Source organism: Roseovarius sp. MMSF_3298 (assembly GCF_030733705.1).
Taxonomy (GTDB): Bacteria; Pseudomonadota; Alphaproteobacteria; order Rhodobacterales; family Rhodobacteraceae; genus Roseovarius; species Roseovarius confluentis.
Genome location: NZ_JASHIN010000004.1, coordinates 72034 through 90504 on the forward strand (window position 1 = coordinate 72034; position 18471 = coordinate 90504).

The window sequence follows — 18471 nt, forward strand, 5'->3', positions numbered from 1 at the left end:
CTGTCTGTCGTCCCCAGACGTAGCGTCTTGCGGGCGGGAAGGCCAGTGCCGGCTGCAAACCGCCGGTCCGCGTCGCTTTAACGGTTTTCCCCCGCAGTCAAATCGCATAACTTGCCGTGAAATGCTGCTAAATTCCGGGGGGGGATGCGTGACCAGATTCGACAGGTACATGCTGTCGCAATTCATGGTGCTGTTCGGGTTCTTCGCACTCGTGCTGGTGTCGATCTTCTGGATCAACAAGGCGGTGCGGATGTTCGACCGGTTGATCGGCGATGGCCAGCCTGCCTGGATATTCCTTGAGTTCACCGCCCTCACCCTGCCCGGCGTGATCGGCGTCGTGCTTCCTATCGCGACCTTTGCGGGCGCGGTCTACGTGACCAACCGGATGACTACGGAATCCGAACTGACGGTTATGCAGGCGACCGGCTACTCGCCCTGGCGTCTGATCCGGCCGGTTCTGATCTTCGGCATCATAATTGCCTTGATGATGTCGGTGCTGAGCCACTACCTGATCCCCAAGAGCCTCAGCCAGCTGCGCCTGCGCCAGGCCGAGGTCAGCCAGAACATCACGGCCAAGCTGTTGACGGAGGGAGAGTTCCTGCACCCTGCCCCCGGCATCACCTTCTACATCCGCGACATCACGCCAGAGGGCGAGCTGCGCGATGTCTTCCTGTCGGACAGGCGCAATTCCGAGATTCCGGTGACCTACACCTCGACCCAGGCCTACCTGGTGCAAGAGGGCGGAGGCACCAAGCTGGTGATGGTGGAGGGGCTGGCGCAGAACCTGCGGGCCGAGGGAAACCGCCTCTTCACGACGCATTTCGACGATTTTTCGTATGATATCAGCAGTCTGATTTCCCGCGATCCGACCAACCTGAACCGGGTCGATTTCGCCCTGACGGGCGATCTTCTGTTCCGTCCCGTTGAGATGGCCGATTCCACCGGCAGCACGGTGCCCGAAGTGCTCTACGAGGCGCATGGCAGGTTCGCGCAGGCGCTGATGTGTATCGTCGCCGCATTGATCGGGTTTGCAACACTCCTGGTCGGCACCTACAGCCGCTTCGGTGTCTGGTGGCAGATCATCGGCGCCTTTACCCTTTTGGTGCTTATCAAGATGGTCGAAGGTGGTGTGTCGGGCGCCGTTCTGGCCAGCGCCAGCGCCTGGCCACTGATGTACGTGCCGACCGGCGTGGGAGCGCTGGTCACGATTATCCTGCTGTACATTGCGGCTTATCCCGGCATTTGGCGCCGTTTGTGGCCGTTCGGCGCTCGCAGCGATTCCTCCGGCCCGGCGGAGGGTGCGGCGTGATCCTTCACTACTACTTTGCCCGCAAGTTCCTGTGGACCTTTGTCGCAATCGCCTCGGTCTTCGTGATCCTTCTGGCGCTTATCGATCTTGTCGACGAGTTGCAGGATTTTCCGAACCTGCCGTTCATGGACGTGCTTGGCGTGGTCCTGCTGAATGTCCCGCACGCGAATTACGAGATCCTGCCACTGGTCGTGATCCTGTCCGCCGTGGCGTTGTTCCTGCGGCTTGCGCGGTCCTCTGAACTGGTGGTCGTGCGTGCCGCCGGGCGGTCGGCCCTGCGCAGCCTGGCGGCGCCGCTGACCGTTGCCGCGCTGATCGGAATCATTTCGATCACCATGTTGAACCCGCTCGTGGCGGCCGCCTCGAAACGCTACAACAACGTGGTCAACACCTATATGGGCGGTGGCACCAGCGTGCTGGCCATTGCCTCCGAGGGCCTGTGGCTGCGCCAGGGCAGTGCCGAGGGCCAGACAGTAATTCACGCCGCGAGGGCGAGTTCGGATGTAACCACCCTTTACGAAGCGACGTTCATCAAATTTTCGCCCGAGGGACAGCCGGAACGCCGGATCGTGGCTGAAACCGCCAGTCTTGCCGCCGGTCAGTGGGAGCTGAAAAACGCCAAGATATGGGAGCTGACGCTGGGTCAGAACCCCGAAGCGACGGCACGTGAAGTGGCGCAGCTGGAACTGCCCTCCGCCCTGACGCAGGACCGCATCATCGACAGCTTCGGCAAGCCCGAATATATCTCGCTGTGGGATCTGCCCGGGTTCATCAACCAGCTTGAGGAGGCCGGATTTTCCGCACGCCGTTATGCAGTGTGGTTCCAGATGGAGTTGTCGCGCCCGCTTTTCCTGGTGGCACTGGTCATGGTCGCGGCGGCGTTCACCATGCGGCACGCGCGGTTGAGCAATACCGGCATTTCGGTGCTGATCGCCGTGATGCTTGGCTTCACGCTGCACTACATCCGCAATTTCGCGCAGATCCTTGGGGAAAACGGGCAGATCCCGGTTTACCTGGCGGCGTGGGCGCCGCCGGTTGCGTCTTTCATGCTGGCGGTAGGCATCCTGCTGCACATGGAGGACGGATGAGGCCGTGGGCGTGCATATGCGCCTTGCTCGCGGGGCTTGCGACCTGGATCATCTGGGCGGGGGACGCCGTTGCACAGGGCGGCGTCGATCCGTCCCCGGCACCTGCAACAGGCGCCACGATGCCAGCTGTCCTTGTGGCAGATGACGTTTTCCTGTCCGGGAACGAACAACTGGTCGCAAGCGGGAATGTCGAGGCGCTTTACGACGGGCGCAGGCTCAAGGCCTCGCAGATCGTCTACGACCGGACCACCGAAACCCTTCGGGTGATGGGGCCGATTTCGCTGGAAGAGGCCGATGGCACGATGCTGGTGCTGGCCGACAGTGCCGAGCTGGACCGCGAGATGCGTAACGGGCTGCTCCGAGGCGCGCGGATCGTGATGGACGATCAGGTCCAACTGGCGGCAAACGAACTGGCCCGGGTGAACGGACGCTACAATCAGCTTTACAAGGCCGCCGTCACCTCCTGCCGGGTGTGCAACTCGAAGAATCCGCCGCTCTGGCAACTGCGCGCGCGCCGGGTCGTTCACGACCAGAAGGAAAGGCAGCTCTATTTCGACGGTGCGCAATTCCGCATTCTGGACACGCCGGTTTTCTACCTGCCCCGCCTGCGCTTGCCCGATCCGACGCTAGAGAGGGCCACCGGCTTTCTCGTGCCTTCGCTGCACAATTCCTCGCTCCTCGGATTTGGCGCCCGTGTGCCGTATTTCATCCGTATCGGCGATCACAAGGATCTGACCGTCACACCGTACCTGTCGACCGAAAGCCGGACGCTGGAACTTCGCTACAGGCAGGCCTTCCGCACAGGCGAGATCGAGGTCACCGGGGCTTTGAGCGACGACGATATCGGCGGACGCAATTTCAAATCCTATGTCTTTGCAGAGGGCACCTTTGCCCTGCCCCGGGATTTCACTCTGCGCTTTGATATAGAGGCGGTGAACGACGACACCTACTTGCTGGATTACGGCTACTCCGACAAGGACCGTCTGGACAGCGAGATTTCGGTCGAACGTGCCCGGCGGGATGAATATGTCCGGGTGGCATTCACCCATTTTCACTCGCTGCGGGCGGGCGAAAGCAACACGACGCTGCCCACGTTGGTCTCGAATGGCGAATACGAAAAACGTATCCAGCTTGCCTATGCGCCGGGCGGAGAACTTCGTCTCGGGGTCCTCAGCCACGCGCATTACAGAACCTCCGGCCTTGCCGTTGACGGGCCGGATTTCGATCCTTTCGCCGATGGCCGCGACGTTGCCCGCTTCACTCTCAGCGCAGACTGGCACCGGTCGTGGACGTTGGGCCCGGGCGTGCTGACCAAAGCGCAGCTTGGGCTGGCGGTCGACAGCTTCCACATCAGGCAAGCCGGCGTCACAAGCCAGTCCGACGCGGTCGAGGTGACGCCATCAGCCTCGGTCGAACTGCGATGGCCGCTTGTCAAAACGACGACGTCGGGGGCCACCCACGTGGTCGAACCGGTCATGCAGCTGTCATGGGTCGGAGGCAGCAATCCACTGGTACCCAACGACGAAAGCACCCGGATCGAGTTCGACGAGGGCAATCTTTTCGCCACCTCCCGCTTTACCGCACCGGACAGGCGGGAACGCGGCTTCAACTCGGCCTACGGCCTGAGCTGGACGCGCTATGGCAACAAGGGCTGGCAAAGCTCTTTCGCCGTAGGACAGGTCGTGCGTGAAGAAACCCAGATCGACCCGGCGGGCGGCTTTGCCTTCACCAATTCCTCGGGCCTGCAGGATCGCTATTCGGACCTGCTGGTCGCCGGGCAGTTCAAGACCGATGACGGGCTCGCGATTACCGCGCGGGGACTTTTCGACGACGATTTCGTCACCACCAAGGCAGAGGCCCGTGCCAGCTGGCGCAACGACCGTGCCGCCGTGGGCGGTACCTATATCTGGCTACGAAACGACGTGGCCGAGGCCCGGCCCAACAACATTTCGGAATGGGCCTTTGACGCCTCCTATCGGCTGTCGCGGCACTGGACCGGCAACGCCGATTGGCGCTACGACGTGGCCAGCGACGAATCCGTCCGCGCCGGGGTCGGGGTCACATACACGAACGAGTGCGTGGACGTTACGCTTTCGGCCTCGCGTCGGTTCACCTCTTCCACTATCCTCGAGCCATCGACCGATATCAGTTTCACGGTGGGCCTGCGCGGTTTCACCACAAAGACACGCGACAAAAGCTACGTCCGGACATGCGAGCAATGATGCCAAGACTTACCTTTCTATCTTCCGCGCTTCTGGCGCTTTCCATATTCACGACCACTTCCGTGACCGGTACGGTCCCGGCACAGGCGCAGCAAAGCCCGTTCGACGCCGTCATAAAGGTCAACGACCAGGCCATTACGCGCTACGAGATCTCTCAACGTGCCAGGATGCTTCAATTGTTCCGCGCGCCGGGCGATCCCGAGAAACTGGCCCGTGAGCAGCTGATCGAGGATCGACTGAAGCTCGACGCCGCCAATGCGGTGGGCTTCGCACTGGACGACGAACAACTCATGGCCGGGATGGAAGAATTCGCCGGACGGGCCAACATGGATGCAGAGCAGATGCTCGGCTCATTGCAGCAGGCCGGTGTCGACCCGTCGACCTTTCGCGAGTTTGTCCGGGCCGGTATGACCTGGCGTGAATATTCTCGTGGTCGCTTCGGCCCGCAGATCAACATCGACGAGGATGACATCGACCGCGCCCGCCTTTCGGTCGGTAATGAAACCAGCGTGCGCGTGCTTCTGTCAGAGATCATCATGCCACTGGCGAGCGGCGATCCGCAGACCATACAGGAACGCGCGAACCGCATAAGCCAGTATACGTCCGAGGCGGAATTTGCCGCCGCCGCGCGGCGTTACTCGGCCACCGAGAGCGCCGCCCGCGGAGGACGGATGGAATGGGTCGCCGTAAACGACCTTCCCGAAGGCCTGCGCCCGGTGGTGCTGGGGCTTGGCCCCGGGGAAGTCAGCGACCCGTTGCCGCTGCAAGGCGCCATCGCCCTGTTCCAGTTGCGTGACATCGAAGAGATCGAGCAGCCCGAGCGGGAATACGAAGAGATCGAGTACGCCGCCTATTACATCGAAGGCGGGCGCACCGAGCAGACGCTGGCCCGCGCCGCGCAGATCGACGCCGATACCGATACCTGCAACGATCTTTACGGCATTGCCCAAGGCCAGCCGGAGCGCGTGCTGGAGCGCGGCAGCAAACCTCCCGCCGAGATCCCTGACGACATCCGGTTCGAGTTGGCGAAACTCGATCCCGGCGAAATTTCCACAGGTGTCACCCGCGCCGGTGGTCAGACGCTGGTTGTTCTGATGCTGTGCAGCAGAACCCCCAAGACCGAGGGCGAGGCGCCGACCGCCGAACAGATCACGAATTTCATCCAGAGCCGTCGCCTGGACAGCTACGCCAATGCCTATCTCGAGGAGCTGCGGGCAGCGGCGCGGATCGTCGAGCTGGAATGACCTCACCTTCTGCGTTGCCCGTCGCCATTAGCTGCGGCGAACCCGCGGGGATCGGGCCGGAAATTGCGGCCCGCGCGTGGGCTGCGCTGAAGGACGAGGTCCCGATACTGTACCTGGGCGACCCCGACCACTTGCCCGGCGACGTGCCGGTGGCCTGTATCGAAGATATCGGTGACGTGGCCGAGGCCGCTGAAAGCGCCCTGCCCGTATTGGCGCATCGTTTCAAAGGGCCGTTGACGCACGGCAAACCCAATCCCGACCACGCCCAATCGGTGATCGACATGGTCACCACGGCTGTCATGCTCCTGAACGACGGCGCCGTGGGCGCGCTATGCACCGCGCCCATTCACAAGAAGGCCTTGCAGGACGGGGCGGGTTTCTCCTTTCCCGGACACACCGAATTCCTCGCCGATCTTGCCGGTAAAGAGCGCGTCGTCATGATGCTCGCCTCGGAGAATTTGCGCGTCGTGCCGGCCACCATCCATATGCCTTTGTCACAGGTGCCCTCCGCCCTGACCGCTGATGTTTTGGAACAGACAATCCGCATCACCCATGCCGGCCTTATCCGCGACTTCGGGATTGCTGTCCCGCGCCTTGCCGTGGCCGGGTTGAACCCGCACGCGGGCGAAGGCGGCAAGATGGGCCGGGAGGAGATCGAACTCCTCGGTCCGGTGCTCGAAAAGTTGCGCGGCGAAGGTATGGACCTGCGCGGCCCGCTCAGCGCCGACACCATGTTTCATGCCGCGGCCCGTGCCACGTATGACGCCGCCATCTGCATGTATCACGACCAGGCGCTTATCCCGATCAAGACACTGGATTTCGACCGTGGTGTGAACGTGACCCTGGGGCTGCCTTTCGTGCGCACCTCGCCGGATCATGGCACCGCGCTGGACATCGCGGGCCAGGGGATTGCCAATGGCTCGTCCATGATCGAGGCCGTGCGCCTTGCCGCACGCCTTGGTCGGGCGCGCGGATGAGCGGCATCGACGCCCTGCCCCCCCTGCGCGAGGTCATCGCGTCGCATGGGTTGAGCGCCCGAAAGTCCCTGGGGCAGAATTTTCTGCTGGACCTGAACCTGACGGCCAAGATCGCCCGCATGGCCGGCGACATCGGCAATTCCGATGTGCTCGAGATCGGCCCCGGCCCCGGCGGGCTGACGCGCGGTCTGCTGGCCGAGGGCGCCCGGCGCATCCTGGCCGTGGAGAAAGATGCGCGTTGCCTGCCCGCGCTGGAAGAGATCGCCGCCGTGTATCCCGGGCGGCTGGAGATCATCCACGGCGACGCGTTGGACATCGATCCGGCCGCGCGTTTGTCACCGCCGATCAAGATCGCCGCGAACCTGCCCTACAACGTCGGCACCGAACTTTTGGTGCGGTGGCTTACGCCCGAAGACTGGCCGCCGTTCTGGGACAGTCTTACCCTGATGTTCCAACGCGAGGTGGCCGAACGGATCGTGGCGCGGCCCGGCTCCAAGGCCTATGGCAGGCTGGCGGTGCTGGCCCAATGGCGCAGTTCGGCGCAGATCGTTCTGAACTTGCCGCCAGGTGCGTTCACGCCGCCCCCGAAGGTCTCGAGCGCGGTGGTGCATCTCAAGTCGCTGGACGCGCCGCGCTTTGCGGCAGAACCGAAGGCGTTGGAACGGGTTGTTGCCCGCGCCTTCAACCAAAGACGCAAGATGATGCGCGCGGCATTGAAGGGGCTTGCTCCGGATATCGAGGACAGGTTGATCGCATCGGGAATTAAGCCCACGGATCGCGCTGAAACCGTCGGGCTTGAGCAGTTCTGCGCCCTCGCCCGGAACCTCGGTTAATCCTGGAAGATGCCCTCCGCCAACGAAGGGCGCCGGTTACTCCGCAGCCGTCGAAGCGTCCGAGTTTCCGCCATCGCCCTGATCGCCGCCATCATTGTTGCCATCGTCGGCCTTCTTGCGCGGCTTGCGGCTGCGCTTGGGCTTCTGCGGCTTCTCGCTGGGTTGATCTTCGGGCGTTTCCACGAGGCCGCTGTCGCCGCCATTGTCGTTTTGTGCCAAATCAGAACCGGACCCGGAGTTGTCACCCTGGTCGCCGCCACCATTGGAGTCGCGCTCCTGGCGCTGTGCGCGCTCACGGTCACGCTCGGCCTGGCGCTCGCGGTTCTGGCGTTCCTGCTCCTCGCGGCGCTGGTCCTGTTCCTTCTGGGCAGACCCCAGCAGGCGCAGGTAATGCTCGGCGAATTGCTGGTAATTCTCGGTCAGTACCCGGTCGCCGGACAATTGAGCGTCGCGGGCAAGCTGGTTGTACTTGTCAATGATTTGCTGCGGCGTGCCGCGCACCTTGCCCTCGGGACCGGAACTGTCGAAAACCCGGTTCACGACATTGCCCTGAGGCGAGCGGTTGCGGTTGGACTTGTTCCGCGAACGTGACTTCGATGATCTCATGAGTGGTTGTCAGCCCTATTGCTTGAAGCGCTGTTTGTTCCGGGTGACGCCCCTCGCGTCCATGATGACCGGATCAATGTGCTGGCTTGAATTCACGTACGGGTGTCTCGAGGACCCTCTACGCCGTGATGGTCACCAGTAAACATGCCCAAGCGGTTTTAACAAGGGCTTGGCACGATTTTTTGCCAAAAAACGCGCTGAAACACCCAGTTTTAGCATATTTCAGCCGGGCCAAACGCCCCCGACCACTCGGTTGCGCCCCTCGATATCCTGCCTGACGAAGGTCTCGCGGAACCCGGCCTGTTCGAAAAGGCGCGTCACCTCGGCGGCCTGTGTCCAGCCGATTTCCACCAGAAGCCGTCCCCCGGGGCGCAGGTGCGCGGGCGCTCCGGGGACGATGACACGATAGGCCGACAGCCCGTCTGCCTCGTCGGTCAGCGCGACGCTCGGCTCGTGCGACAGTTCGGGCGACAGGCCGTCCATCTCGGTCGTCGCGATATAGGGCGGGTTCGACACGATCAGATCGAACCGGCCCTCGACCGCCTCGTACCAATCCGAGCGCAGCAACATGCAACGCTCCGCCACCTCCAGCCGGCGGGCGTTGCGGTCGGCCACGGCCAGCGCCTCGGGCGAAATGTCCGTACCCACACCCGCGGCTCCGTCACGTGCCGCCAGCAGTGACAACAGGATACACCCCGATCCGGTCCCCAGATCCAGCACATGGTCGAACGTTTGCTCCAGAGCTGTCTCGACAAGCGTCTCGGTATCCGACCGCGGGTCCAGAACCGCTTCGCTGACCTCGAACCGGTGATGATAGAAGTCGCGCCAACCCGTCAGGTGCGACAGCGGAACGCGCGCGACCGTGCGACGCTCCAGCAAGCGTTCCAGCCGTTGCGCGGCTGCGGCCGGCGCGGGGTCGCGGGCGATCAGCGTGATCCGGTCGGCACGGGTCTCCAACGCCAGAGCCACAAGGCTGCGCGCCTCGCGCGGCGCGTCCTCGATGCCCGCGGCCGTCAGAACGACCCCGGCGTGGCGCACGAGGTCGGCAACCGTCTGGCTCACCCTTCCATCTCCGCCAGGAGCGCGGCCTGCGCATCGGTGATCAGCGCGTCGATCACCTCGTCCAGGTCGCCCTGCATCACCTGGTCCAGCTTGTAGAGCGTCAAGTTGATCCGGTGATCGGTCATGCGCCCCTGCGGGAAATTGTAGGTCCGGATGCGCTCCGACCTGTCGCCCGACCCCACCTGTGCGGCGCGGCTGGCCGAGCGTTCGTCATGCATCTTCTGGCGCTCCATGTCGAACAGGCGCGTTTTCAGCACCTGCATCGCGATCTCGCGGTTGCGGTGCTGCGACTTCTCGGAACTGGTGACGACGATGCCTGTGGGGATATGCGTGATTCGCACGGCGGAGTCTGTGGTGTTCACGTGCTGACCGCCCGCGCCGGAACTGCGCATCGTGTCGATCCGCAGGTCGTTCGGGTCGATCTGGATATCCACGTCCTCGGCCTCGGGCAGCACGGCCACCGTCGCGGCAGAGGTATGGATCCGCCCGCCCGATTCCGTTTCCGGCACGCGCTGCACCCGGTGCACGCCGGATTCGAACTTCAGCCGGGCAAAGACGCCCTCGCCCTTGATGTTGGCCACGACCTCCTTCACCCCGCCCAGCTCGGTCTCGCTGAACTCGATGATCTCAAGATTCCAGCCCCGCGCCTCGGCATAGCGTTGGTACATGCGCAGCAGATCGCCCGCGAAGAGCGCCGCCTCCTCGCCGCCCGTACCGGGCCGGATCTCGATGATGGCAGGCCGCGCATCGGCCTTGTCGCGCGGTAGCAGCGCCAGTTGCAGCCGCTCCTCAAGCGCCGGGCGTTGCTCTTCCAGCGCGTCCAGTTCCTCGGCGGCCAGATCCTTCATCTCGGGGTCGTCCAGCATCGCGCGGGCATTCCCGATCCCGTCCAACACCTCGTTATAGGCGCGGATTTCTTCGACCACCGGGCGCAGTTCGGCGTATTCCCGGCCCAGCTGCGCGATATCGCCCGTCCCGGCCGACATCTGCGCCTCGATATACTCGAACCGCTGCGTGATCTCGCGAAGTTTGTCCAAAGGCACCATCCGCGCGGTGTTGCCTATTCCTCGCGCTTGGTCAAGTCGCCAAGCCGTGCTAGCATAATCTCATGAAACGGATTTTCATCCTTCTCTTTGCCCTCGCCCCCGTGCTGGCCTCGGCACAGGGAAAAACCGTCGAGTGCTACTGCACCGACAAGTCCGGCGCCCGGGTCGAGATGGGCGAGACGATCTGCATGCAGGTCGACGGCCGCAGCTTCATGGCGCAATGCCAGATGTCGTTGAACGTGCCGATGTGGCGCAAGGTATCCGACGGCTGCCTCAGCTCATAACTGCGCCAGCCACTTGTCCAGCCGCTTGGCGTTGACGCCCATATCCGACTTGCCGAACCGCAACCGCCCGAAAAGCACGATCTGGTCGCCCTGCCGCGCAATCGTCGTGTAGTCTGGAAACCCCCACAGGGCCGAACGGGTGATGTATGTGATCATACCCTCCTCGACCGATCCTGCCAGAACGCGCGTCCGCGGCGTGTCGCGAATGATCGCATCGAGCCGACCGAGCGTGTCCCCCTCGGCCGGCACCACGCGCACCGCCCGGCCTTCACCGTCGCCAGGCTCCAGACCACTTGGCAGATCGTGCCAGTCTTCTGGATGAGACGGCGCAAGCCGCACGTAGACCCCAAGCGCGAACAGCGCCAGCACCAGAACGACAATGATCCGCGTGACGATATACATGTCTGCCCCCTCTATCGCCGCGTCCAGCCCCAGAGGCACAGCATCTCCATCACCACATGCGCGCCGGCGATGGCCGTGGCCCCGGTCGTGTCGAACGGCGGCGAGACCTCGACCATGTCCCCGCCCACAAGGTTGATCCCGGCGATATCGCGCAGGATCGCGGCGGCCTGCCAGCTGGCCAGCCCGCCCCAGACCGGCGTGCCCGTCCCCGGCGCAAACGCCGGGTCGAGACAGTCGATATCGAAGGTCATGTAGGTCGGCGCGTCGCCCAGCACATCCTTGATCCGCGCGGCCACGGCGGCTGGCCCCATCTCGTGAACCTCACGCGCCGTCAGGGTCGGCACGCCCAGGTTATCCTCGTTCACCGTGCGGATTCCCACCTGGATAGAACGTGCAGGGTCCACCAGCCCTTCCTTCACCGCCTTGTAGAACATCGTGCCGTGGTCGATCCGCTCCATGTCGTCATCCGCCCAGGTGTCGGAATGCGCATCGAAATGCAGCAGGGACAGGGCCCCGTATTTCTCGGCATAGGCGCGAAGGATCGGGAACGAGATATAATGATCGCCGCCGATCGCGATGCTGGCCGCGCCGCCTTTCAGGATGCCACGGATATGCGCGGTCAGGGCGGCGGGAAACTCCGACACCTTGGCATAATCGAACGCCATATCGCCGTAATCGACGATCGCCAGCGCCTCCAGCGGGCTGTAGCCGTCCCAGTAGACCGGCGGATCGAAGGGCTGCAGGCTCGACACCTCACGCACCGCCCGTGGCCCCAGCCGCGTGCCGGTGCGATTGGTCACGGCCTGGTCGAACGGAATGCCGGTGATGGCCACGTCCACGCCCTCCAGGTCCTTGCTGTATTTCCGCCGCAGAAAGGACGGCGCGCCGCCAAAGGCGTTCTCGAACGAAAGGCCGCGCAGGTCGTCCCGCGTGAACGCCTGGTCCACCTGTTTCTTCGCATCCTCAAGCGCCATCTTCGTTGCCTCCTTATTATCCGTTCAGCGGCTGCGCCCGCTCCACCAGCCGGGCAAAGAACGACGCGCCAACAGGCGCCACTCTGTCGTTGAAATCAAAGCCGGGATGATGCAGCGCCGGCCCCTCGCCCTGCCCCAGGAACAGGTAGGCCCCGGGCCGCGCGTTCAGCATGAAGGCGAAATCCTCTGCCCCCATCTCGCGCTGGCGGTCGGTCTTCACCATGTCCGCGCCCGACACCTCGCCCGCGACTTCGGCGGCAAAGGCCGTCTGGTCAACATGGTTCACCGTCGCCGGATAGCCTGTCTCGATCCGCAAGGCCGCCTCGACCCCGTAAGAGGCCGCCTGCCCCGCGATGATCTCTTCCAGCCGCGTGTGCACCATCTGTTGCACCTCCGGCGCAAAGGTGCGGATCGTGCCGTTCACATAGGCCGTCTCGGGCACGATATTCTCGGCGCTACCGGTGTGGATCTGGGTCACCGACACGACCAGGTCCTGCAACGCGTGGTGGTTACGGCTGACGATGGTCTGGATCGCCTGCACCATCCCCGCCGCCGCCACGACCGGGTCGCGTGTGTGATGCGGAAAGGCGCCGTGCCCGCCCTGCCCGGTGATATCGATGTGGAACGTGTCCACCGCCGCCATGATCGGCCCCGGCGTGGTGCTGAACCGCCCTTCGGCATCCCCCGGCATGGTGTGCAGGGCATAGACCTGTTCGATCCCGAATCGCTCCATGATGCCTTCCTCGACCATGATCCGCCCACCGCCCGGCCCCGCCTCCTCGCTGGGCTGAAAGATCAGCGCAACGCGACCTTTGAAATTGCGCGTCTCGGCCAGGTACCGCGCCGCGCCCAACAGCATCGTGGTGTGCCCGTCATGCCCGCATGCATGCATCGCGCCTGGCGTCTGCGAGGTATGGGGCACGCCGGTCGTTTCCTCTATTGGCAGCGCGTCCATGTCGGCGCGCAGCCCGATGGTCGGCCCCTGCCCCTGCCCCTCGATCACCGCCACCACGCCGGTCCGGGCAATCCCGGTCTCGATCTCGCTGACCCCGAACTCCCGCAACCGCTCCACAACGAAGGCCGCGGTCTCGAAGCAGTCAAACCCAAGTTCGGGCCGCTGGTGCAGATGCCTGCGCCATGCCGTCATGTCGTCTGCGAACCCCGCGATCCGGTTGATGATGGCCAAGCGTCTGGACTCCTCTTTGCTCTGCGGTCAGGGTCCACTCAACGCCAGAACCAAGGAGGGTGCAATGCCCGATGACCTGATCCATGATCCCAAGGGCGGGATACCCCGGCTGCGCGCGATCATGCGGTCGCTGCGCGATCCCGACACCGGCTGCCCGTGGGACATCGAACAGGATTTCGGCACCATCGCCCCCTACACCATCGAGGAAGCTTACGAGGTCGCCGACGCCATCGAGCGCGGCCAGTGGAACGAGCTGCGCGACGAGCTCGGCGATCTGCTGTTGCAGGCCGTGTTCCACGCCCAGATCGCCGACGACAAGGGATTGTTCGATTTCGATGACGTGGCCAACGGCATCGCCGACAAGATGGTGGCCCGCCACCCGCATGTCTTTGGCGATGAAAGCCGCGACAAGTCCGCCGAACAGCAGACCCGCGACTGGGAAACCGTCAAGGCGGCCGAACGGGCGGCCAAGGCCCAGACCGGTGTTCTGGATGGCGTCGCGGTCGGCCTGCCGGCCCTTCTGCGCGCGGTGAAGTTGCAGAAACGCGCGGCGCGGGTGGGCTTCGACTGGCCCGACGCCTCGCACGTGCTCGACAAGATCACCGAGGAAGCGCACGAGTTGCAAGAGGCCGCCGACACGCTCGGCCCGGACGAGGTCGAGGAGGAATTCGGCGATCTTCTCTTCGTCATGGCCAACCTCGCCCGGCACATGAAGGTCGACCCCGAACAGGCCCTGCGCCGCGCCAACGCGAAGTTCACCCGCCGGTTCGAACGGATCGAGGCGTTGCTGTCCGAACAGGGCAAAACGCCGCAAGAGTCCGGTCTGGCCGAGATGGACACGCTCTGGGACCAGGCCAAGCGCGAGGAGAAAGCCTGAGATCAGGTTGCCGTGGCACCATCCTGTTGCCGGTCCAAGCCGGCGCTTTCCTCCCGCGTTCCAGCGGCGACGATTTGGCGATAAAGGTGCCAGGTTCCATGCCCCAGAAGCGGCAGAACCACGAAAAGCCCCAGGAACGCCGGCAAAAGAGCGACAAACGTCAAAACTGCCACGATCACGGCCCAGCCCAGCATCGGGCCGGGGTTGCCGGCCACGGTCTGTATGCTGGTGATCATCGCCGTCACGAAATCAACCTCTCGGTCCAGTAGAAGCGGCAACGCGATAACCGTCATCGAATAGAGCAGCATCGCGAAGGCCGCGCCCACGGCGCCCCCGACGGCCAGCATCGTCAGGCCTTCGCGCGTCAGGTAGATATCGTAGGTCGAGGACACGTTGGTCATGGTCGAAAAGCCCAGGAACAACGCGAAGATCATGTGCGCCAGGAAGAACCAGAACAGGAACACCACGATCACCACGGCGCAGATCGACGGCAATTGCCGATGTCGCTGGTCAAAGATGACGCCCAGGATATCGGACGCGACCAGCGGTTCACCCCGCTCCAACCGGTGACTGACCTCGTAAAACCCGACTGCGGCGAACGGCCCCACGAGCGGAAAGCCCACAGCCGCGAAAACCAGCCAGTACGTGTGTCCCGTCGCCAACGTGACCCAGATCATGAACCAGCCAATGGCCACGTAGACACCCGCGAAAAGCACCGCGTAGCCCGGCGCGCGTCGCATGTCCTGCCAGCTTCGGGCAAGGGCGCGGCTCAGCATGCCCCAGGTGACGGCTCCCATCTGCGGAACGCCCAAGGGTTGTTCGGGCTTCTCCCTCTTTGCCATGTCATCCTCCCTTGGACCGAAAGCTTACCGCCACCACCGATCCTGACAAAGCTCAATTTGACCTTCCGACGATCAAAGCGCCGGAGGGCACGTCTGCGGCCAGAGCGTTTCCCGATGGTAGGCCTCGGCCAGCTCCAGCAGGCGCGCATCGTCGCCGTGCCGCCCGATCAGTTGCAGCCCCATCGGCAGGCCCTGCGGCCCGAACCCGGCTGGCACTGCGACCGCTGGCAGACCCAGCAGGCTCGCCGGCACAACCACCTCCATCCAGCGATGATAGGTGTCCATCCCCTGCCCCGCGACCGTCTTCGGCCAGTCCAGCGTCTTGTCGAATGGCCAGACCTGTGCTGTCGGCAGCGCGATCACATCGAACCGCTCGAAAAAAGCGTCGGCGGCGCGCAGCCAGTCGGACCGCAGCACACTCGCCGCGTGCACGTCCAGCGCCGACAGCGCGCGGCCCTGCTCGATCTCCCAGATCGCCTCGGGCTTGAGATGCCCGCGCAGCGTGTCGTCTTCGTACATTGGCGACTTGTCCGACGCGATGGCCCAGCTGCGCAACGTGGTCCAGGACTGCCACAGCGCCTCGCGGGAAAACGGCGCCGCGGGGCTGTCCACGGTGCAGCCCACCCGCCCCAGCACATCCAGCGCCGCCTCGCACAGGGACAGGATACCGCCTTCGAACGGCAATGCGCCGTTCCAATCCGCCAGCCACGCCACGCGCAAGCCTGCCGCTTCGCCACGCAGCGCGCCTACCGGCGCAAACTCCGGCCCGGGCACGACGCCCGCCTGCGGCACCGACATCACGTCCAGCAATAACGCAAGGTCGCCGGGGCAGCGGGCCATCGGCCCGTTGGTCGATAGCCGATGCAGGAAGAGATCACCATCCGCCCCGCCCGGCACCCGGCCCCAGCTGGGGCGCATCCCGTAGACGTTGTTCCACCCCGCCGGGTTGCGCAGGCTGCCCATCATGTCAGAGCCATCCGCAACCGACAGCATCCCCGCCGCCAGCGCCACCGCCGCGCCGCCCGAGGACCCGCCACAACTGCGCGAAAGGTCATAGGGGTTCGCGGTGACCCCGTCAACGGGGTTGTACGTGTGGCTGCCCAACCCGAATTCCGGCGTGTTGGTCTTGCCGATCACGACCGCGCCCGCCGCCCTCAGCGGTGCGATATGCGGACTGTCCCCGGTGGCGATCTGCCCGGCAAAGGCGGGCGAGCCATGGCTGGTCGGCAAGCCCGCCGCGTCGGCCAGATCCTTTACCGCGAGTGGCAAACCGTGCAGCGGGCCTTTGGCCTCGGCCTTGTCCGCCGCCCGGGCCTCGTTCAACAGCGTCTCCCGGTCGCGCATCGACACGATGGCATTGAGCGGGCCATTCACGGCATCGATCCGGTCCAGTGTCGCCGCCATCAGATCGGTCGCGCGCAACCGTCCCGCGCGGATCGCATCCACCTGATCCGCCGCGCTCAATGTCAGCGGATCACTCGTCATAGGAACAGATCGGCGGACGCGGGGTGCCGCGCTCGGTTGCGCTGATCCCCTCGACCCAGCCTGCGCCGATCGCCAGCATCAGCATGTCCATCATCGTCCAGGCGTTGACCGCCTCACCGTTCGTGAGATCCGTCAGCGTCTGCCCCACCTCGACGGTGATCGGCGCGCCGTTCGCCTCGCAGGTCACGCGGCTCGCATTATCGCGCACCAGCGTGTCGAAATGCTCCAGCATCAGCGCCTGGCTGCGCCGGATGTCGTCGATCCTTGGCACATCCGCACACTCGCCCGTCAGAACTTGAAACCCCATCGGCGTGCGCAGCGGATCGTCGGAGAAAAAGCTGACCTGGCCCGAGCGGACGCCCTCGGCAAGAACCTCGAGATACACGACCGCCGCCGCGTCGCGGGTCAAGCCGTCCTGCTCCATGAGATCCTGCTGCATCTCCTCGCTCGCGACAAAACAGCCGTATTCCTCGAACTCCGCATAGGCATCGACGGCGCTGATACTCCGCGCAACGACGGGCGCGGTGATGTCGTAAGCGCTGTCGATTTCCGGCGGACGGATGGTGCACAGCTCCGGTCCCAGCACGATCCACTCGCCCTGCCGCTTCGCCTGTCCGGCGTCCAATGCCGTTTCGGCATAGGCTATCAATTCGTCGCGCAATTCCCGTGGTAAACCGTCATCGGCCGTGACTTCCGACGGTCCAACCACGCAGCCATGGTCTGCCAATACCTCACCCAGAGTGTCTTCCTGCGCGCGCAAGCCGCCCGCGGCCAGCGTCAGTACGACGCTCGCTGCGGCCAGAGCGCTAGACATCCTCGCCCTGCGCCTCGGCGCGGGACTTGCCCGACACGTCCAGCGCCAGCGTGGCGGCCATGAACGGGTCCAGGTCCCCGTCCAGCACGCCCTTGGTGTCGCTGGTCTCGTGCCCGGTGCGCAGGTCCTTCACCATCTGGTAGGGTTGCAGCACGTAAGACCGGATCTGGTTGCCCCAGCCGGCATCGCCCTTGGCCTCGTGCGCGGCGTTGATATCGGCATTCCGCTTGTCCAGCTCCAGCTGGTACAGCCGCGATTTCAGCGCCTTCATGGCGATATCGCGGTTCTGGTGCTGCGATTTTTCCGAACTGGTCACGACAATCCCCGTGGGATGGTGCGTGATCCGCACCGCCGAGTCGGTCTTGTTCACGTGCTGACCGCCCGCGCCGGAACTGCGATAGGTGTCGATGCGGATATCGCTGGGATTGACCTCGATCTCGATATTGTCGTCGACCACCGGGTACACCCAGACAGAGCTGAAAGACGTGTGCCGCTTGGCTGCCGAATCGTAGGGCGAAATACGCACCAACCGGTGCACGCCCGATTCGGATTTCAGCCAGCCATAAGCGTTGTGCCCGCTGATCTTGTAGGCCGCAGACTTGATCCCGGCCTCGTCGCCCGGCGTCTCGGACTGCAGCTCGACGCTGTAGCCATGCTGCTCGGCCCAGCGGACATACATCCGCGCCAGCATGTTGGCCCAGTCGCAGCTTTCCGTGCCGCCCGCGCCCGCGTTGATTTCCAGGAAGGTGTCGTTGCTGTCGGCCTCGCCGTTCAGCAGCGCCTCCAGCTCCTTCGCCGCCGCCCTCTTGGCCAGACGCCGCAGCGCCTCCTCGGCCTCGGACACGACCTCGTCGTCCTCTTCCATCTCGCCCAGCTCGATCAGGCCGGTCTGGTCTTCCAGCTCCGCCTTGATGGAATCATGCGTTTCGATGGCATCGACCAGCGCCTGCCGCTCACGCATCAACGCCTGCGCCTTTGTCGGGTCGTCCCACAGGTTGGGGTCCTCGACGCGGGCGTTGAACTCTTCCAGCCGGTGCTGCGCGGTCTCCCACGCCATCCGCTGACGCAACAGCTCCAGCGAAGTTTCGATCTCGGAAACAAGTGTCTGTATCTCGGCGCGCATTTGGGCGGTGTCCTTGGTCTGCTCAGGGCTTGGTGATATCAAGGCCCTTCGCCGCGGACAAGATCACGCGCACCTGTGCGAAGCAGCCGGCCGGCCC

Annotated in this window: 18 protein-coding genes; 8 read left to right on the forward strand and 10 right to left on the reverse strand. The window is 64.3% G+C overall.

The features are described 5' to 3' along the window. Window positions 1-169: 169 nt before the first annotated feature. The 6 genes from lptF to rsmA are packed head-to-tail and all read left to right on the forward strand — an operon-like array spanning window position 170 to window position 7673. Entirely contained in the window at window positions 170-1309 is a 1140-nt protein-coding gene (gene lptF / locus RBB18_RS05640) for an LPS export ABC transporter permease LptF (protein ID WP_306110850.1), read from the forward strand. Next, a complete protein-coding gene (lptG, locus tag RBB18_RS05645) occupies window positions 1306-2397 on the forward strand; it encodes an LPS export ABC transporter permease LptG (protein WP_103764217.1) in 1092 nt (363 codons plus the stop codon). Before lptF ends, lptG begins: the two co-directional genes overlap by 4 nt. Next, the gene (locus RBB18_RS05650) at window positions 2394-4619 is read left to right on the forward strand and encodes an LPS-assembly protein LptD (RefSeq protein WP_306110805.1); all 2226 of its coding nucleotides are present in this window, start codon (window positions 2394-2396) and stop codon (window positions 4617-4619) included. Before lptG ends, RBB18_RS05650 begins: the two co-directional genes overlap by 4 nt. Then, the gene (locus RBB18_RS05655; protein ID WP_103764281.1) at window positions 4619-5863 is read left to right on the forward strand and encodes a peptidylprolyl isomerase; all 1245 of its coding nucleotides are present in this window, start codon (window positions 4619-4621) and stop codon (window positions 5861-5863) included. The genes RBB18_RS05650 and RBB18_RS05655 overlap by 1 nt, the downstream gene beginning before the upstream one ends. Further along, complete coding sequence (gene pdxA, locus RBB18_RS05660; RefSeq protein ID WP_306110806.1) at window positions 5860-6840, forward strand: 4-hydroxythreonine-4-phosphate dehydrogenase PdxA; 981 nt, start codon at window positions 5860-5862, stop codon at window positions 6838-6840. The genes RBB18_RS05655 and pdxA overlap by 4 nt, the downstream gene beginning before the upstream one ends. Continuing rightward, window positions 6837-7673 (forward strand): 16S rRNA (adenine(1518)-N(6)/adenine(1519)-N(6))-dimethyltransferase RsmA, encoded by an 837-nt coding sequence (gene rsmA, locus RBB18_RS05665; RefSeq protein ID WP_306110807.1) that lies wholly within the window; start codon window positions 6837-6839, stop codon window positions 7671-7673. Before pdxA ends, rsmA begins: the two co-directional genes overlap by 4 nt. A 36-nt stretch (window positions 7674-7709) precedes the next feature. On the opposite strand, the gene RBB18_RS05670 is transcribed toward rsmA, so the two are convergent. The 3 genes from RBB18_RS05670 to prfA form a co-directional block, all read right to left on the reverse strand. Next, window positions 7710-8279, reverse strand: coding sequence for a DUF4167 domain-containing protein (locus tag RBB18_RS05670; RefSeq protein WP_306110808.1), 570 nt, complete (start codon window positions 8277-8279; stop codon window positions 7710-7712). A gap of 222 nt (window positions 8280-8501) precedes the next feature. Further along, window positions 8502-9341: a peptide chain release factor N(5)-glutamine methyltransferase gene (gene prmC / locus RBB18_RS05675; RefSeq protein WP_306110809.1), complete on the reverse strand. Its 840-nt coding sequence runs from the start codon at window positions 9339-9341 to the stop codon at window positions 8502-8504. Continuing rightward, window positions 9338-10387, reverse strand: coding sequence for a peptide chain release factor 1 (gene prfA, locus RBB18_RS05680; protein ID WP_274594282.1), 1050 nt, complete (start codon window positions 10385-10387; stop codon window positions 9338-9340). Before prfA ends, prmC begins: the two co-directional genes overlap by 4 nt. Before the next feature lie 62 nt (window positions 10388-10449). On the opposite strand from prfA, the gene RBB18_RS05685 reads away from it, so the two are divergent. Next, window positions 10450-10671, forward strand: a complete 222-nt coding sequence (locus tag RBB18_RS05685; RefSeq protein ID WP_103764210.1) for a hypothetical protein — start codon at window positions 10450-10452, stop codon at window positions 10669-10671. Here the strand turns inward: RBB18_RS05685 and RBB18_RS05690 are convergent. Genes RBB18_RS05690 through RBB18_RS05700 form a run of 3 tightly spaced genes read right to left on the reverse strand, consistent with a single transcriptional unit; the run spans window position 10666 to window position 13233 of the window. After that, entirely contained in the window at window positions 10666-11073 is a 408-nt protein-coding gene (locus tag RBB18_RS05690) for a DUF1499 domain-containing protein (RefSeq protein ID WP_103764280.1), read from the reverse strand. The genes RBB18_RS05685 and RBB18_RS05690 overlap by 6 nt on opposite strands. Window positions 11074-11084: 11 nt before the next feature. Further along, window positions 11085-12047 (reverse strand): agmatinase, encoded by a 963-nt coding sequence (gene speB, locus RBB18_RS05695; protein WP_306110810.1) that lies wholly within the window; start codon window positions 12045-12047, stop codon window positions 11085-11087. A gap of 16 nt (window positions 12048-12063) precedes the next feature. Further along, the gene (locus RBB18_RS05700; RefSeq protein WP_306110811.1) at window positions 12064-13233 is read right to left on the reverse strand and encodes a M20 aminoacylase family protein; all 1170 of its coding nucleotides are present in this window, start codon (window positions 13231-13233) and stop codon (window positions 12064-12066) included. Between the two features lie 64 nt (window positions 13234-13297). On the opposite strand from RBB18_RS05700, the gene mazG reads away from it, so the two are divergent. Then, the gene (mazG, locus tag RBB18_RS05705; protein WP_306110812.1) at window positions 13298-14110 is read left to right on the forward strand and encodes a nucleoside triphosphate pyrophosphohydrolase; all 813 of its coding nucleotides are present in this window, start codon (window positions 13298-13300) and stop codon (window positions 14108-14110) included. A 2-nt stretch (window positions 14111-14112) separates the two neighbouring features. Here the strand turns inward: mazG and RBB18_RS05710 are convergent, their stop codons facing one another. The 4 genes from RBB18_RS05710 to prfB form a co-directional block, all read right to left on the reverse strand. Continuing rightward, window positions 14113-14952 (reverse strand): DUF2189 domain-containing protein, encoded by an 840-nt coding sequence (locus RBB18_RS05710; protein ID WP_306110813.1) that lies wholly within the window; start codon window positions 14950-14952, stop codon window positions 14113-14115. Between the two features lie 72 nt (window positions 14953-15024). After that, a complete protein-coding gene (locus RBB18_RS05715) occupies window positions 15025-16437 on the reverse strand; it encodes an amidase (RefSeq protein WP_306110814.1) in 1413 nt (470 codons plus the stop codon). Beyond that, window positions 16427-17251 carry a hypothetical protein gene (locus RBB18_RS05720; RefSeq protein WP_306110815.1) on the reverse strand — a complete coding sequence of 275 codons (825 nt, stop codon included), beginning with the start codon at window positions 17249-17251 and terminating at the stop codon, window positions 16427-16429. The genes RBB18_RS05715 and RBB18_RS05720 overlap by 11 nt, the downstream gene beginning before the upstream one ends. Then, window positions 17244-18374, reverse strand: coding sequence for a peptide chain release factor 2 (prfB, locus tag RBB18_RS05725; RefSeq protein WP_103764203.1), 1131 nt, complete (start codon window positions 18372-18374; stop codon window positions 17244-17246). The genes RBB18_RS05720 and prfB overlap by 8 nt, the downstream gene beginning before the upstream one ends. Window positions 18375-18471: the final 97 nt, after the last annotated feature.

Coding starts and splice junctions, on each gene's coding strand:
- RBB18_RS05690 (WP_103764280.1), bottom strand. CDS start 11,073: ATGTATATCGTCACGCGGATCATTGTCGTTCTGGTGCTGGCGCTGTTC.
- RBB18_RS05710 (WP_306110813.1), bottom strand. CDS start 14,952: ATGGCAAAGAGGGAGAAGCCCGAACAACCCTTGGGCGTTCCGCAGATG.
- RBB18_RS05655 (WP_103764281.1), top strand. CDS start 4,619: ATGCCAAGACTTACCTTTCTATCTTCCGCGCTTCTGGCGCTTTCCATA.
- RBB18_RS05685 (WP_103764210.1), top strand. CDS start 10,450: ATGAAACGGATTTTCATCCTTCTCTTTGCCCTCGCCCCCGTGCTGGCC.
- RBB18_RS05715 (WP_306110814.1), bottom strand. CDS start 16,437: ATGACGAGTGATCCGCTGACATTGAGCGCGGCGGATCAGGTGGATGCG.
- prfA (WP_274594282.1), bottom strand. CDS start 10,387: ATGGTGCCTTTGGACAAACTTCGCGAGATCACGCAGCGGTTCGAGTAT.
- pdxA (WP_306110806.1), top strand. CDS start 5,860: ATGACCTCACCTTCTGCGTTGCCCGTCGCCATTAGCTGCGGCGAACCC.
- rsmA (WP_306110807.1), top strand. CDS start 6,837: ATGAGCGGCATCGACGCCCTGCCCCCCCTGCGCGAGGTCATCGCGTCG.
- speB (WP_306110810.1), bottom strand. CDS start 12,047: ATGGCGCTTGAGGATGCGAAGAAACAGGTGGACCAGGCGTTCACGCGG.
- lptF (WP_306110850.1), top strand. CDS start 170: ATGCTGTCGCAATTCATGGTGCTGTTCGGGTTCTTCGCACTCGTGCTG.
- RBB18_RS05650 (WP_306110805.1), top strand. CDS start 2,394: ATGAGGCCGTGGGCGTGCATATGCGCCTTGCTCGCGGGGCTTGCGACC.
- prfB (WP_103764203.1), bottom strand. CDS start 18,374: ATGCGCGCCGAGATACAGACACTTGTTTCCGAGATCGAAACTTCGCTG.
- RBB18_RS05720 (WP_306110815.1), bottom strand. CDS start 17,251: ATGTCTAGCGCTCTGGCCGCAGCGAGCGTCGTACTGACGCTGGCCGCG.
- RBB18_RS05670 (WP_306110808.1), bottom strand. CDS start 8,279: ATGAGATCATCGAAGTCACGTTCGCGGAACAAGTCCAACCGCAACCGC.
- mazG (WP_306110812.1), top strand. CDS start 13,298: ATGCCCGATGACCTGATCCATGATCCCAAGGGCGGGATACCCCGGCTG.